Source organism: Anaerococcus degeneri, from assembly GCF_017874475.1.
Taxonomy (GTDB): domain Bacteria; phylum Bacillota; class Clostridia; order Tissierellales; family Peptoniphilaceae; genus Anaerococcus; species Anaerococcus degeneri.
In genome coordinates, this window is the sequence record NZ_JAGGLO010000008.1 from 1 (window position 1) to 16170 (window position 16170).

The window sequence follows — 16170 nt, forward strand, 5'->3', positions numbered from 1 at the left end:
TGTTACAGTTGTCTTATCAGCTACCTTGTCTGCTGGAATTGTAATTTTTCCTGTTGCTGGATCTACTGTTACGCCTTCTGGTGCGTTTTCTGGTAGTTTCCATTTTCCATCGTCACCTTTTGTTGCTGTAACTGTTACTGGATCTTTTGATCCTTCTGGTGTGTAGGTTACAGAAACTTCTTTTGTATCTGCATCTGTTGGTGGGGTTACTGTTACGCTGCCATCGTCTTTTGCTTCTACTTTTGGTGCTTTTGGTGGAGTTGTGTCGTTTGAGTTTGCTTTAGCTTCTGGTGATACTTGTTCGCCTGCTTTTTCTGTTGCTTTTACTTCTTCACCCTTAGATAGTTTGCTTGCTGGGATTATTACTATACCAGTTTCTTTTTCTATCTTTATTGATGGGTCTGTGCCTTCTGGCAATGTCCACTTGCCATCTGCACCTTTTGTTGCTGTAACATTTGTTGCTGGATCTCCAAATGATATTTCTAGTGTATCAGATTCTTTATTATTTGGTATAACTTTTACACTACCATCAGCTACTGCTTCTACTGTTGGTGCTTTAAGTTTTTCAATAACTGTATCATCTTGTGAAAGATTTCCAACTTTTTGATTGTCGCCAGTTCCTTGTGTTACTATTACAGCTCCGTCATCAGAAACTACGATGTTAGCATCAGATGGTAAATCTGTATTGACTTTTCTAACTGCGTCTTCAACAGCTTTCTTTTCTGTATCTGTTAAGTGTGACTTATCTGCAACTTCTGTTTTTTCTGGTGCTTTTAAAGGAATTTTTTTGTCGCTAGGGTCAGCTTGTCTAACAGTCTTATCAGCTGCAATAGTTTTATCGCCAGCTGTTCCCATTGGTACTGTGACTTCACCATTATCAGCAACTTGAATTTCGTCGTCTGTAAAATCTAAGTCTGGGTTTGCTGCCTTAACAGCATCTTTTACAGCTTGTTTTTCTGTATTTGTGAGATTATTTGTATCAGCAACTTTTGTTATTGCTGGATCCTTTAATTCTTTGCCAGCTCTGTCAAATGGTTTAACTGTGTCTTTACCTTCTAGTTTGCCTGTCTTAGTACCATCTGTAACTGTTACATTACCCTTATTGTCAACGTCAATTTTTGCTGTGTCCGGTAAATTGTTCTTTTGTTTAACTGCTTCAGCAACTTTTTCTCTTTCTTCTTGTTTTAAGTCTGTTACATCTTTTACTTCAGTTTTTTCTGGAGCAGTCAAATCAAGAATTGTATCTTTTTGTACAACTGTTTGAGCAGGTGTAAATGAACCTGTCTTACCGTTTTGGTTAATTTTTACAGATCCGTCATCATTTACTGTAATGTCGTCATCTGTAAAGTATCTGTCCGGATTTGCTGCCTTGATTGCGTCCTTAACAGCTTGTTTTTCCTTATCAGTTAATGCTTTTGCATTATCAACCTTCACTGGTTCCTTTGGTGGTTTGAATTCGTTTTGAACTTCTTTTTGTTCAACTGTCTTTTCTTTTGGTATTGTTCCAGTCTTTCCATCTTTTGTAACATGTACTGTACCGTCATCATCAACTACAACATCTGCTTTTGTTAAATTTAAGTCTGGGTTTGCTTTAATAACAGCAGCTTCAACAGCTTCTTGTTCTTTTTCTGTTAATGATGTTTTATCTTTTACTACTGTCTTTTCTGGTTCATTTAAAGTTAAAGGAGTTTTATCAGTTCTTTCCCAAACTGCATAATAAGTTTTTGGTTCTGTGATATTTGTAAAATCTGTAACATTTGCTTCTTTAGCATCTTTCTTATCTGCCCAACCCTTGAATGTGAATTCATCTCTTGTTGGTGTAGGTGCTGTTACGCTTCCATTTTCAACCTTAACACCAGTTGTGTCCTTGCCGTCAGTAAACCTACCTTGATTTGCATCAAATGTTACTGTTAATTCATCTGAATAAACAGCGTAAACAACCAAGTGTTTTTCTATTGGTGTTTCATTAGTAAAGATTTTATCTTTTGATAGTTTATTAAATTCATCAGCTGTAACGACTGCCTTGCCGCCTAGTGCTGTCTTACCTGCTTCTGTAACCCAACCTAAGAAGTTCTTTCCTTCTAATTTTGGTACATCTGCAAATTTATCACCAGTACCTTTTTTAACATTTGCACCTTCAAAACCATTAGGTTTGTAGTCTTCTTGGTCGTAGAAATTAATGTTGTCTGGTGCTATTTTTACAGCTTTCTTTTTACCATCAGCAAAGCTACCAGTATTTGCATCGAACAATACTCTTGCTCTAACTCTTGTTTCTAATAGGTCAGATGGTAGTGATGAACCGTCTGATGCACTTGAAACAAATTTCATATCCTTTTTAAGTTCAAGCTTTGTTTCAGTCTTATCATCTGAATGATAAGGAAGCATCTTTGTTAAATCTACCAAATATTCATAAGCTAAGTATTCTTTTTTATCTTCTGCAAATTGTGCATCAAAGATATCAGTCTTCGGAATAAGAATCTTCTTCCTCAAATCTTGGCCAACTAAATTACCATCTTTATCATATACGTTTTCAGCAGCTTGAACTTTTGCATAAAGTTTATTAGTTTTACTATCATAAACTGTTCTTATCTTGCCGCCGTCATACTTTGTATAACCAACAAAACTTGTTGTATCAGTATTAAACTTATCATTGTCGGCTGGCAAAACTCTTGGATCCTTATAGAAGTCATCTGTTCCATCTGCATAATCATTTGTAAATATCATTTGATATGGAGTATAGAGCGACTTGTTAATAGAAAGGATGGATGATTTGTCTGAGGAGTCAGTCCATGTAAGTTCCTTAACAGTATCTTGAGCTTTTTCTAGAGGTCTATACTTGAACCAAGATGTTTGATCATCAATTTTATTGCCACTCTCATCATAGGATTCAACAATGATGTCTGTGCCCGATTTTAAATTCTTTGTGTTGATATAGAAGTTACCACCTGATGAACCAGTTAGTGCATTTGTACCTGGGTCCATAACCTTGTCTTTATTGTCAAATTTCCATAATCCTTTTGGTTCAAATTTCTTTTCGCCCAGTGTTCCATTTGCAAGGGTGTATTTTAAAATGTAGTAACCTTTATTACCTTGCTTATAAAGGTGCATATTGATATTTCTATCTTTTTGTAAGGTTAGTGTTGCCCCACCTTCGTTTAGCTTAGTTCCGTTGTGGATTTCAAGGAAGTTTACAGTCTTGTCATGGTTTTTTGCATATGGCATGTAAACTTTTATCTTATCTCCAGGCTTTACAGTAGCACCTTCTCTAAGGTCAAACTTAAAGATACCATTTGCATATCTTTCGATGGTTTCAATACCCTTACTACCAGATATATAGTAAGAATAGTAGCCTTGTTGCTTTCTAATGATTGCATCTTCGTTACCGATTTGAAGCATTATTTGCTTATCTGCTGGGTCTTCTGTAGTATCGATTATATAAGATTCGCCTTCTTGAGCTGTATAGCCATCTTCGTATGTTTTTTCATAAACAACCCATCCGTCATTATTTGGATTGGTCCAACCGGTTATCATAGAGTAATTAAGCTTTCTAGTTTTATCGATACCGGCAGTTCTACCTGCAAAGGTGTCTTCAAACTTACCCTTGTCTACAACATAATCAATACCAGTGATGTAGAATCCTAGTATCATTGTGTGTTGGTCGTGTTGTGGAATCTCAACTTTCTTAACTCCATCTTTTTGGAAGTCTTTAGTGCCTATAACTAGGTAGGCAAGCTTACCATCTGCAGATTTATTGAAGTCATCTAGCGTAATGCCTACTCTTTTTGACCATTTTGACTTAAGTCTTGTATTTTCATAAACAGTTACATAGGCAACCTTGCCATCTTTATCAGGTTTTAGATAGTTAAGAAGATTTGCATCAAAAGCTTGGGTAAAGGCAATTGGTTGTCCGCCTACTGTAGGTGAAGCGGCACTTCCAGCTCTTTGACCTGTATATTGAGTTCTGATTATACCTAGATTAGACTTGTCATCATATTGCTCTGGATTGGCAATAAATTCGGACATAACGAATTCTTGAACAGTTGCATTATTGCCATCTTTTTGGTAGCCACCCTTAATAAATAGTCTGTTCACCTTATCTTCAAGAGAAACTGATGTTGTCTTGGTATAAGTTGAATAGTCCATGGATGTTCCCTTTGGAGCATAAGCATAGATTTTTTTACCATTATCGTCAGTAAGTCTCATTTGAACAATGTAGTTCTTTTGACCTAATTGGTCAATTGTAACGCCTTCTTTTAAAACTAGGTTGATAGGAAGATTCTTTCTTTGATTTGTTAAGTCCCCTCTCAATAAACCTAGGTTAACAATTCTCTCCTTGCCCTTATTAAATGGATCTAGTTTGCCCGTTTTAGCTTCGTTACCTGCGATATTTACACCAACCATGTAGGACTTGTCGTAGTCGATGTATTGGTCAAGGTCTCCAAAGTTAAATATAGCTCTGTACCAAACACCTGTGGCTGCTCCGCCTTTTTCCTTGTAAACCATTCTAAGTACAGTTCTGCCGTTGGCATCAACAAAGTTACCATCGTAGTCGATGTCGTTCATTTGAACTGGTTCTGATGTAGTAACTCTTACAAGTGTTTGATTATCGCCAACCTTCCAACGAGACTTATCTTTGATCTTATTTTCCCAGTTTGCTTTGTTGTAGTATGTTGCGCTTGATAGGGCGTCAACTTCCTCTCCAGAGTCATTATGTTCACCTACTGCTTCTGGTTTTACTTCATCACCAAATTCTAGGCCTTGATCTTCTTTATCGCTAGATTCTTCGCCTTGGTTTTCTTTATCGGCTATGGCTTTATCAATAAATTCATCAAGGTCAAAAAGTACTCCTTCTTTGGCCTTTTTTTCTTTTGCCTCATTTTCTAGATCTTTGATTTCATCTTCTGTGAATTTTGCATCTAGTAATTTTTGCTTTTGTTCTTTTGAGAAGATTGATTCTTCTGAAGATTCAGCATTGGCTCGTTCTTCTAGTCCAGCTTGAAAATCTGCTTCCTCTGCCCATGTATCAACTGGTGATACAATGAGGCTAAAGCCTAGCATGCAAGATACTAAACCGATGGATAGTTTTCTTGTTGCATATTTTGGTTTTCTTAAGGACCCTTTGAGCTTTCTTTGCTCGATTATTTCCTTCATCAATATTTTGTCGTTCAAAATAAAAACCTCTCTTTCTACTTTCTCATAATAAATAGGGACAATCCCCCGTTATTAACTAAAGTCTTATATTCATCATACATTTTATAGTCAATTTTTCAATTTTATTAGTTTTTCAAACTTTTCTTTTTCAATAAAACTAAAAAATGTATGTATTTTTAGAATGTTTTCCTCCTCCTTGTGATTAATTATGTATTAATTGTGGGTTTTGTGCATAAACGCAGCGAAATTTGAATAAATATTTGTTAAAAAAACTACATCCATCTAATTTTAATAATCTTCATTTTTTTACTTTAAAGGTTTTTATAGTTTTTTTTCTAAAACCAAAGGCATTTTACTTGATTTCATCGGATTTAAGCTCGCTTTATCTAATTAAACATTTAGCTTAATTTGTATTATCATAGACCTAATCTCGAGATGAATATTTTTAGAAATGAGGATTAGATTATGATTAATATTGACAATGCAGAAAGGATTATGGCGGATTATATGCCGCTGATTTATGCGACTGTGAGGAGATTTGATAAATTTGATACTGAAGAAGCCATTGATGAGGCCAAGATGGTTTTGATTGAGGCTATCCTCGCCTATGATGAGACCCAAGGGACTTTTGGGAATTTCCTAAAGCACCATCTCAATTATTATTTTTGGGACAAGGCCAAGAAGAAAAGTCCAATTTCCCTTGATGATGAGGGCGGAAATGGAAATAGTCTCAAAGATGACCTTGTAAGTGATGATGATATTGAGGATGATTTTTTTAATAAGGAAAAATATAAGGATCTCTATGCCAAGGTAAAAAGCCTTGATAAGAAGGATGTTTTGATAATAAAGTTAAAATATTGGGAAAATCTCTCTGACAAAAAAATTGGCGAAATTATGGGCTTATCTGCCAAAACTATTAGGAATAGGCATACTCTAGCCCTTAGAAAATTGAGAGAGATGATGGAGAAGGACAAGTAGTTTATTTATTATCCTCCTTCATATATCCTGGCCCAGAATTCATAAGGTTTAAGAGTCTTAATTATTTTATGATGGTTTTTACACCACGAAAAAAACGGTATTTGACTACCGTTTTGTTTACTATTATTTATTTACTATTATAAAATAAAGAAAGACCACTGCTGCAAGGATTATCCTGTAAATTCCAAATGGGATGAAGTCGTGTTTTTTGACGTAGGCTAGGAATTTTTTGATTACAACAAAGGCCACTATAAAGGATAGTACCATGCCGATTAGGATTAATACCCATTCATATCCAGAAAATCCTCCTAGGTTTTTGACGAGTTTTAAAAGTGTCGCTCCAAGCATGGTTGGAATGGCTAGGAAGAAGGAAAATTCTGCTGCGGCTGGCCTTGATAGGCCTAGGACCATGGCGCCAATGATTGTTGCGGCGGACCTTGATGTGCCTGGGACCATGGCAAGGCATTGGAAAAATCCTATCATCAATATTGTGGTGTATGGGACATCTGCAAGGGATTCGTATTTGATATTTTTGTTTAATTTTTCTACGAAAATTATAATTAGACCCCAAAGAAAGAGCATGGCGGCTACGGTCATTGGATTGAAAAGATATGCGTCAATCAAGTCGTCAAATAAGAGGCCTAGTACCATGGCTGGTAGGACTCCGACTATGACTTTTAGCCACAAGTTGATAGTTTTCTTATCTGGGTGGGTCAGGATAAAATATGCCTTTGATTGGCGGTTTAAGTCATCATAATTTTTTGGAAGCCTAATATTTGACTTAGTCCAAGGATTTAGCCTTTCAAAGTAAAGGACAACCACAGATAGGATGGCTCCTAGTTGGATGATTACGTTAAAGGCGTTGGAAAATCCTTCTGGTTCGAGTTTTACAAATTGGTTTACAAGGATAAGATGACCTGTGGATGAAACAGGCAAAAATTCTGTAACCCCTTCTACTATTGATAAAATTAGGACTTTTAATAGGTCGATTATCATTTAAATTCCTCCATGAATGAGTGTTTTTCGCCATTTATTTGGTAGGCTAGGACCATGTCGCAGTTGACATTTTCTGATGATCTTAGGATAGACATTTCCACATTTGGATTATCTTTCCTTATCTCTCCTATGAGTTCTTTGACCTTTTTTCTGGTGTGGGATTCACTCGATTTGGTGACTGTGCAGGCACAATCGAGAGCCCTTAATTCCGCAAAATCTCTCCACCTTTTGATGTCGTCTTCCCTCAGGTAATAAAGAGGCCTGATTAAAACCATGTCATCAAAATTTTGGGCGGTGAGTTTTGGCTTCATTGTCTTGTAATTGCCAGCATAGAGGACGTTAATCATGATTGTTTCGATTACGTCGTTTAGGTGGTGGCCCAAGGCGAGTTTGTTGCAACCAAGTTCTTTTGCCTTGGCATAGAGAAAGCCCCTACGCATCCTGGCGCAAAGATAACAAGGATTGCCACCATCAGCTAGGGTTTCTGAAATATCAAAGACTCTTGAGTCGTAAATCTTGGCTGGAATCCCAAGATAGGCTAGGTTTTCCTTTAGTAAATTGAGGTTTTCCTCGTCATAACCTGGGTTCATACATAGGTATTCTACGTCGAAGTTTACCGGTGAATGTTTGTGGAGTTCCTCGATGAGTTTGGCGAGAATTAATGAATCCTTACCGCCAGATATGGCAACTCCAACCTTGTCGCCTTCTTCGATTAAATTAAATTCCTTGACGGCCTTGATAAAGGGCGACCAGATTTCTTTCCTATATTTTTTAATAAGTGATTTTTCAATTTCTTTTATGTCTGTCATAGTATGATTTTCCTTGATGGTTCGTATCTTTTGGACACTTCGAGAGATATATCCTTGTCGGTATCAAGACCTAGGCTTTTTAGGTAGGTCTCGACTGTAATTTTGGATAATTCTTCGGTGTTGTTTGTGGTTGATAAATGGGATAGAAAGACAGCTTCTCCCCTGCCTTCTAAGGCGTCACCTAGGATTTCTGCGGCCTGATCGTTTGACAAATGGCCCATCTTGCCCATAACTCTGAGTTTTAAATTATAAGGATAAGGACCAATTTTTAGGGCCTCGAGGTCGTGGTTGGCCTCGAGGTAATAAATGTCTGACCCCTTGATATGGTAGGCAATCTTATCGTCGATGACACCTGTATCTGTGAGGAGGGTGATTTTTTTGTTGCCTAGGTAAAGTATAAAACCTACCGGCTCATTGGCATCATGGTAGGTTGAGATTGGATAAATATCCATGGATTTAAAATTTAAAAACTCGTTGGACTTAAATTCTCCTATGAGTTCTTCCTTGAAATTCTTAGTTTTTGGAAGGATGGCCTTCCAGGTCCCTCTGTTGGCATAAAGCGGGATTTTAAACCTCTTGGCAAGGACTGCTGCACCCTTGGCATGGTCGGCGTGCTCGTGGGTTAGGAAAATTCCGTCAAGTCTTGTGGCAGATTCGCCTACGCTTTCGAGTAGCCTTTCGATTTGCCTGCCAGAAAAGCCAGCATCAACCAAGATTTTTGTCCCGTTGTGGTCTATAAATACAGAATTTCCAGAAGAGCCTGACGATAAAACTACAAATTTAGTCATTAAAATATTCTCTCAAAAATTCTGCAATGGCTGGAGTATCATTGGTGCCAATTACAAAATCAGCGGCCTCTTTTGTGACATCGCCAGCATTACCCATAGCAACTCCAACTCCCACAGCCTTTAGGGATTTTACGTCATTTGCACCGTCGCCAAAATACATGACCTGATCCATTTGTATGTCTAGCATTTTCGCTAGGTCTCTAAGAGTTTCTGATTTCCCAGCATCTTTATGCAAAATTTCGATAATTGTTTTTTCATTTCTCATGTATTTATAGATATTTATAAAATCATTTTTGTGTCTTTTTTCAAAGTCATCGATTTTTTCTTTATCGCCAATAAAACAAGCCCTTGCCAAATCATCCTTTATGTCATCAATACTCTCATATTTAAGCCAAGGCATCATAACTAGCTTTTGATCCTTAAAAAATGCTTGATTTGGATTCTCATTTTTATTATACAAAATGTCCCTAGTATGAATAACATATTGTATGTCTTTATCATCCAGCATCATCTCTATTTTTTTCATATCATCCTTAGATAAAGCTTTTGTTAAAATAGCCTTACCAGTAGCATTTTGCCTAATAAATGCGCCTGTGCAAGTAATTGAATAATCATCATATCCCATCAAATCTAGCTCTTGTCTTATCCAATAAAACCCGCTAAAATTTCTGCCAGTGCAGAGAACTATTTTTATACCTCTTTCTTTCAAGTCTTTTATTATATTTTTATTTTCAATCAAGACTCTACCATCTTTGGTTAAAATTGTTCCGTCTATGTCAAACGCTATTAATTTTATATCTTTTTTCATTAAATCCACTTTCTTTTTCTTCTCTCAAACTCCTATTATTTTACTAGACTTAGGGCTTGGATTCAATTTAAAAAGGGACATAAAAACCACCCCGCTTGGGGTGGTCTGATATTTGAAGATTGATATTTTACATAGTCTCGGCTTTATAGGATTTCTCCTCCCTCCGGTCGTCGAATGGACGCGCGGGGGTGACGAAAGGTGTCAGGAAATTTCAACCGAACATTTCCCTTCTTGCTTTAAAAGTTTTGTCTACTTGATTTCAGCCTTTACAGCCTTGGCAACTGCATCTGCTACGCCTTCTTCGAAGGCGCCTGGGATTACGTAGTCGGCTTGTAGTTTATCTTCGCTTACAAGTTTTGCCAAAGCCTTGGCTGCGGCAAGTTTCATGGCGTCTGTGATTTCTTCTGCGTGGACATCAAGGGCCCCTCTAAATATACCTGGGAAGGCTAGGACGTTGTTGATTTGGTTAGGGAAATCTGACCTACCTGTGGCAACAACCTTGGCACCAGCTTCCTTGGCTAGGGCTGGGTCGATTTCTGGCACTGGGTTTGCCATGGCAAAGACAATTGGGTCGGCTGCCATATTTTTGATGTCATTTTCGTCAATAACACCAGGAGCAGACACTCCAACGAATACATCACAACCCTTGATGGCTTCTTTGAGGCTGCCTACGAGGTTTTCTTCGTTAGTAATCTTTGCAAGTTCAGCTTTAACAGGGTTTGAACCTTCTAGGTGGGTTTTATTGATAGTACCCCTAGAATCACAAGCGATTATGTTTTTAACTCCCAAATCTAAAAGAAGTTTGGTGATAGAATAGCCTGCCGCACCTGCACCTGAAACAAGAACTTTGATGTCTTCTGCCTTTTTACCAACAACCTTTAGGGCATTTATCAAAGCTGCCACAGTTACAATGGCTGTGCCGTGTTGATCGTCGTGGAAGACTGGAATATCAAGGATTTCCTTGAGTTTGTTTTCTATATAAACACACCTTGGTGAAGAAATATCCTCAAGATTGATTCCTCCAAATCCTGGCGCGATATTTTTGACTGTTTCAATAATCTCGTCGGCATCTTGGGTGTCAAGGACGATTGGCACTGCATTTACATCGCCAAATTCCTTAAATAGAACCGCCTTACCTTCCATAACTGGCATGGCTGCCTTTGGTCCAATATTGCCAAGGCCAAGTACAGCTGAACCATCAGAAACAACTGCGATTGTGTTTGCCTTTGAGGTGTAGATGTAGGCCTTGGCTTCGTCTTCGTGGATTTTCCTGCAAGGCTCTGCCACGCCTGGTGTGTAGGCGTAGGTTAGGTCTTCTGCATTTAAAACTTTGGCCTTAACCTCTGTTGCAACCTTGCCCTGCCATTCTTCATGTTTTTTGAGTGCTATTTGATAAACATCCATAAGATTTCCTCCCTATCTATAAAATCCTTTTCTTATTCAATTATAACATAGATTTGTGAAATTTTATACCAATTATTTAACAATGTGAAATGTGAATTATTGTATAAAAAATCCTCCCTGCTTTACCCGCAAGGAGGAAATTAGAATTTTATTTAAATATAAACATGGAAACTAGAGAAAAGATAAGGATGGCAAAGGTTAGAATTAATATAAACTTGCCCAAAGGCCTACCTATATTAATTGTATAGCCAACTCCCACTCTTTTCGGCACAAAAATGGCTGGGTCATCGGGATTATTATAAAAACCAGCTCCCAAAATCCAATACTTGTCGTCTTCCTCAAAGGAAAAATCTTCCATCTTATCAAGTCTTGAACCGTCAGTTCCTACCTTGATTCCAATGTATATAACGCCTCCGATTGATAGGATAATGCTAAGGGCAGTTAGGATGTATAGGGGTAGACTAGAGTTTTTAATAGAAAAAATACTAAGGCCTATTTCAAAAAGCAGGGTCATGACAAAGGCATTTATTATTAAATAATAGGTCCATACTTTCTTAGATTTCAAATTATTTGCCAAAGATTTTTCTGGATTCTCTTTTGAAATCCTTGGCCTTACCTTGATAATCATGAGATTTATCAGATAAAACATCAAAAGCATTCCTGCACTTATTAGGCTAGGGTAAAAAATATTGAGGTAGGTTTTCTCCCTTACGTCTGTCACATTTCCGCTGAAATCAGTATGCATAATTATAGTATCAGCAATTTTGTCATAGTTTATAAACAAGATTAGGCTTGTAAGTAAAATTACAAAAATGGATGCCCCATAGCCAAGCCACATGATTTTCCTTAAGTCAGCCTTGCCTTCATTGTTGTCGATGGCGATAATTTTCCTCTTGTCTTGGCTTAGCCCCTGTGTCATATTTTTGAGATTTTTATTGTAAATTATTAGAGGTAAGGACAAAAGGGCAATACTTATAAAAAAGATGAGTGTAATTATGCCAACTGACTCTGTAAGGTAGGAGGCAAAATACTGGACAAGACCAAGAAAAATTGTCAAAGTCAGAGTCATTATCTTATAATCTATTAGAATTTGCTTCATTGTTTCTGTCCCTCTCACATCTTTTGGGACAGAAACTCCAAGTGTGTAGCCTTTTTTAGAAAAAGTCTGGACAAAGACTTGGATTATGCCAACCATTACAAGGACAAATGTATAATTTATTGCTATAAATCTTGCTTCAGTCATTTTTATTCTCCCATTTTTTATTAATATAATCTATAAAATCTTCCTCGCTAAGGCCCTTTAGCTTGGCAATAGCAATTAAAATATCAAGCTCTGATGCCATTTTCTCACTGTCAAAATCTTTCATCGGATGATTTTCACCACTAACCAAACTTCCAAACCTGCGATCCATGGTTAGGACGCCGTCGGCCTCCAAAAGCTTGTAGGCCTTGTTTACAGTGTGGAGGTTAATGCCAATATTTTCCGCCATCTCCCTTACAGAAGGCAGTTTGTCACCTGGATTTATTTGGCCCTTGGATAGACCTATAATTATTCCCCTTCTGATTTGCTCATAGATTGGCAAGTCAGATTTAAAATCAATTTCTAAAAACATAAACCCTCCTTTGTCCTAACTGTTATATATATTATATAACAAGTCTAGCAAGATGTAAATAGTTTTTTTAAACTTTTTTATTTTTATAAAAATCGGATTGCCTGACAAAGTTTAAAGGACTTTGTTAAAAAATTATGCGTTTTTTTGTTTCTGGGTTATAATATTGACGAGGTGAAAATATGAAATTAGGAATAATCGGTGCAGGAGCTGTTGGTTTCGCTGTTGGCTACACAGCAGCAAGAATGGGAATAGCTTCTGACATAAAATACAATGATATAATCGAAGAAAAGGCCAAGGCCCAAGCCATGGATATTGAAGATGCGTCAAGCTTCTACCCACACTATGTAAAAATGAGTTGGGGATCATACAAGGATATGGCAGACAGGGACATAATCGTAACCGCCACAGGCAGCCTTGATGGGATCCGCGATAGGCTTGAAGAGTACGAAATGTTTAAAGACGCTACTGAAGCCTATGTCAAAGAAATTGTGGCAGCAGGTTTTGATGGCATCTTTATAGTTGTAGGCAATCCTTGCGATTTAATGGCTGATCTTGTCTACAGGGCAAGTGGTTTTCCAAAAGAAAGGGTCATAGGATCTGGTACAGCCCTTGATACAACAAGACTAAACACAACCTTATGCAAACTTTTAGAAATTGACCCATCAGACGTAAGAGGAGTTGTCCTTGGCGAACACGGCGAAAGCCAATTTGTTGCCTGGTCAAACATCTTTATTAATAACCTACAATTTGACGAATATCTAAAACAAAATCCAGCAAGCTTTTCTAGAGATGACGTAGAAAACCTAGTAAGAGAAAGGGCATGGAGGGTAATAGACGGCAAGGGCCACACCCAATGCGGCATAGGAAATACAGTATGTTCCATGATTGACGCCATAGTTAATGACAGGAAGAAAGTAATCCTCGTAGCCACCCTAATGGAAGGCATGTACGGCCTCAACGACATCTACCTATCCACCCCATGCGTCCTAGGCAAAAACGGCATGGAAAAAGCCATCGAACTAAAATTAACAGATGAAGAACTAAAAAGACTAAAACATTCAGAAAAAGTTTTGAAGGCTAATAGGGAGAAATATAAGTAAAGTTAAAATGTACTAATGTTGAAAATCCACAGATAGTGGGTATATTAATAGTAACCATGATGTCAAGTAACTGCATGGTGTTACCAACTAAAAAGACGAGCTTAGGGCTCGTCTTTTTGTGTGCTAGTTATCATCTTTATTTATTTTGCTCTCTAGCCACTTATACAAATAGTTACCACTCCTCCATGAGCCGGAGAGGCTTGCTTTGTACTACGACAGCAAAAATGATGTCAAGTAACAATCGCATGATTTCACCTCCCCTCATGCTAATGAGAGCGATGATAACATATGTATTATACTCTTTTAATTATTATATTTAATATAATAAGATAATTTTGTACTAAAAAACCAGGAGTCAAATCTCCTGGTTTTTCTTAATTACTTCAAGGCCTTCTCACCTCGCTGCGAACCGGTCTGCGGGGGTCCTCCCTTAGCCGGTTGAAAATCCACAAATAGTGGGTATAATGCTTATACCATGAAGTCAATTACTTAACATGGACTACCAAAAAAGACGAGGATTGGGCCTCGTCTTTTTTATTGGCTAATTATCATCGTCTATCTTGTCGTTTAGCCATTTATACAAGTAGTTACCAAGTACTTGTACTATAACGTCAAGAATGAAGTCAATTACTCTCCGCATGAACTCACCTCCCCTCATGCTAATGAGAGCGATGATAACATATCTATTATAATCTTTTAATTCTTAAATTTAATATAATAAGATAATTTTGCACTAAAAAACCAGGAGTTAAATCTCCTGGTTTTTCTTAATTACTTCAAGGCATTCTCACTTCGCTGCGAACCGGTCTGCGGGGCTCCTCCCTTAGCCGGACGGGCTTTCGAGCTTCGCTCGACCACTCCGTGGAGGGTGCTCTACGGGCCGCACGGGCCTGCCTCTTAATACATTGGCATTTGTGAGGCTGGCATTGGGGCTTCTGGTTTTGGGATGTCTGCTACTGCGGCTTCTGTTGTTAGGATCATGCCTGCTACGCTTACTGCGTTTTGTAGGGCTGATCTTGTTACTTTGGTTGGTTCTACGATTCCTGCTTCAAACATATTTACGAATTTGTTTTCGTAGGCGTCGTAGCCTTCTTCTTTTCCTGAGTTTTTAACTTTTTCTACTATGACAGATCCGTCTAGACCTGCGTTTTCTACTATTTGTCTTAGTGGGGCTTCTAGGGCTCTTTCTATAATTAGGGCTCCTGTTTTTTCATCGCCTATTAGGCCTTCTCTAAGTTCTTCTACCTTATCGATTGCGCCTACTAGGACAACTCCACCACCTGCTACGATTCCTTCTTCAACAGCGGCTCTTGTTGCTGATAGGGCATCTTCAATCCTGTATTTTTTCTCTTGCATTTCTGTTTCTGTGGCTGCACCTACGTTTATTACTGCAACACCACCTGCAAGTTTAGCTAGTCTTTCTTGGAGTTTTTCTTTTTCGTATTCGCTTTCTTCCTTACCTGCTTGGTTTCTGATATTTTCAACTCTTTCAGCTAGGGCATCCTTGTCGCCCTTGCCTTCTACTATTGTTGTGTTATCTTTATCTACCTTAACTTTTTTGGCAGATCCAAGCATATCGATTGTTGCTTCCTTTAGGTCCATGCCTAGATCTTCGCTTACTACCTTGCCGCCTGTAAGGATTGCTATATCTTCTAGCATGGCCTTTCTTCTGTCACCATAGCCAGGAGCTTTTACTGCTACTACGTTGAAGGTTCCTCTTAATTTGTTTAAGATAAGGGTTGTGAGGGCTTCGCCGTCTACATCGTCAGCAATGATTAGTAGTGGTCTTGATTCTTGAACGATTTGTTCTAGTAGTGGTAGGATTTCTTGGATGTTTGAAATCTTCTTGTCTGTTAATAAAATGTATGGGTCTTCAAGCTCTGCTATCATCTTTTCATTGTCTGTTGCCATATATGGTGATAGGTAGCCCTTGTCAAATTGCATACCTTCTACGAGATCAAGGTAGGTGTCAGTTGTCTTTGATTCTTCAACTGTGATTACTCCGTCATTGCCAACTTTTTCCATAGCGTCAGCGATTAGCTTGCCTATGTTGTGGTCTTGGGAAGAAATTGTTCCTACGTTTTCGATTGCTTGTTTATCTTCAACTTCTTTTGAGTTTTCCTTGATATATTCAACTACAACGTCTGTTGCTTTTTTAAGACCCTTGTTTAAAACAATTGGGTTTGCGCCTGCTGCAAGGTTCTTTAGGCCTTCTTTGATGATTGAGTGAGCAAGGACTGTAGCTGTTGTTGTACCATCACCTGCCACGTCATTGGTTTTGGTTGCAACTTCTTTTACAAGTTGGGCTCCCATATTTTCAAATCTGTCTTCAAGTTCAATTTCACTTGCAATTGTAACACCGTCGTTTGTGATTGTTGGTGCACCGTAAGCCTTGTCAAGAACTACGTTTCTGCCCTTTGGTCCAAGGGTTACCCTTACTGCATTTGCAAGTTTATCTATACCTCTTTCGAGACCGTCTCTAGCGTCTGTACCGAATTTAATATCTTTTGCCATTTTTTCCTC

11 protein-coding genes are annotated in these 16170 nt (G+C 38.0%); 2 read left to right on the forward strand and 9 right to left on the reverse strand.

Annotated features, from left to right (window positions below; genetic code table 11):
* Positions 1 to 5169 (reverse strand): InlB B-repeat-containing protein (locus J2Z38_RS07855; RefSeq protein ID WP_233463511.1); only part of this gene is annotated, 5169 nt, incomplete at its 3' end.
* A gap of 447 nt (positions 5170 to 5616) precedes the next feature.
* Between J2Z38_RS07855 and J2Z38_RS07860 the strand changes: the two genes are divergently transcribed.
* Positions 5617 to 6129 carry a sigma-70 family RNA polymerase sigma factor gene (locus J2Z38_RS07860; protein ID WP_209774552.1) on the forward strand — a complete coding sequence of 171 codons (513 nt, stop codon included), beginning with the start codon at positions 5617 to 5619 and terminating at the stop codon, positions 6127 to 6129.
* Positions 6130 to 6252: 123 nt separating this feature from the next.
* Here J2Z38_RS07860 and J2Z38_RS07865 read toward each other — a convergent pair whose 3' ends face one another.
* The 7 genes from J2Z38_RS07865 to J2Z38_RS07895 all read right to left on the reverse strand — a co-directional run bounded on the left by J2Z38_RS07865 (position 6253) and on the right by J2Z38_RS07895 (position 12547).
* Positions 6253 to 7125 carry an undecaprenyl-diphosphate phosphatase gene (locus J2Z38_RS07865; protein WP_209774554.1) on the reverse strand — a complete coding sequence of 291 codons (873 nt, stop codon included), beginning with the start codon at positions 7123 to 7125 and terminating at the stop codon, positions 6253 to 6255.
* Positions 7122 to 7934, reverse strand: a complete 813-nt coding sequence (locus tag J2Z38_RS07870) for a tRNA 2-thiocytidine biosynthesis TtcA family protein (RefSeq protein ID WP_209774555.1) — start codon at positions 7932 to 7934, stop codon at positions 7122 to 7124. Before J2Z38_RS07870 ends, J2Z38_RS07865 begins: the two co-directional genes overlap by 4 nt.
* Entirely contained in the window at positions 7931 to 8722 is a 792-nt protein-coding gene (locus J2Z38_RS07875) for an MBL fold metallo-hydrolase (RefSeq protein ID WP_209774561.1), read from the reverse strand. Before J2Z38_RS07875 ends, J2Z38_RS07870 begins: the two co-directional genes overlap by 4 nt.
* Positions 8715 to 9530: a Cof-type HAD-IIB family hydrolase gene (locus J2Z38_RS07880; RefSeq protein WP_209774563.1), complete on the reverse strand. Its 816-nt coding sequence runs from the start codon at positions 9528 to 9530 to the stop codon at positions 8715 to 8717. The genes J2Z38_RS07875 and J2Z38_RS07880 overlap by 8 nt, the downstream gene beginning before the upstream one ends.
* Positions 9531 to 9779: 249 nt before the next feature.
* On the reverse strand, positions 9780 to 10934 hold the full coding sequence (locus J2Z38_RS07885) for an NAD(P)-dependent malic enzyme (protein WP_209774565.1): 1155 nt from the start codon (positions 10932 to 10934) through the stop codon (positions 9780 to 9782).
* 148 nt (positions 10935 to 11082) lie between these two features.
* Positions 11083 to 12177: a DUF1648 domain-containing protein gene (locus J2Z38_RS07890; RefSeq protein WP_209774566.1), complete on the reverse strand. Its 1095-nt coding sequence runs from the start codon at positions 12175 to 12177 to the stop codon at positions 11083 to 11085.
* Entirely contained in the window at positions 12170 to 12547 is a 378-nt protein-coding gene (locus J2Z38_RS07895; RefSeq protein WP_209774568.1) for a GntR family transcriptional regulator, read from the reverse strand. The genes J2Z38_RS07890 and J2Z38_RS07895 overlap by 8 nt, the downstream gene beginning before the upstream one ends.
* A 179-nt stretch (positions 12548 to 12726) precedes the next feature.
* On the opposite strand from J2Z38_RS07895, the gene J2Z38_RS07900 reads away from it, so the two are divergent.
* Complete coding sequence (locus tag J2Z38_RS07900; protein WP_209774570.1) at positions 12727 to 13647, forward strand: lactate/malate family dehydrogenase; 921 nt, start codon at positions 12727 to 12729, stop codon at positions 13645 to 13647.
* 897 nt (positions 13648 to 14544) lie between these two features.
* On the opposite strand, the gene groL is transcribed toward J2Z38_RS07900, so the two are convergent.
* Positions 14545 to 16161, reverse strand: a complete 1617-nt coding sequence (groL, locus tag J2Z38_RS07905; RefSeq protein ID WP_209774576.1) for a chaperonin GroEL — start codon at positions 16159 to 16161, stop codon at positions 14545 to 14547.
* Positions 16162 to 16170 lie beyond the last annotated feature (9 nt).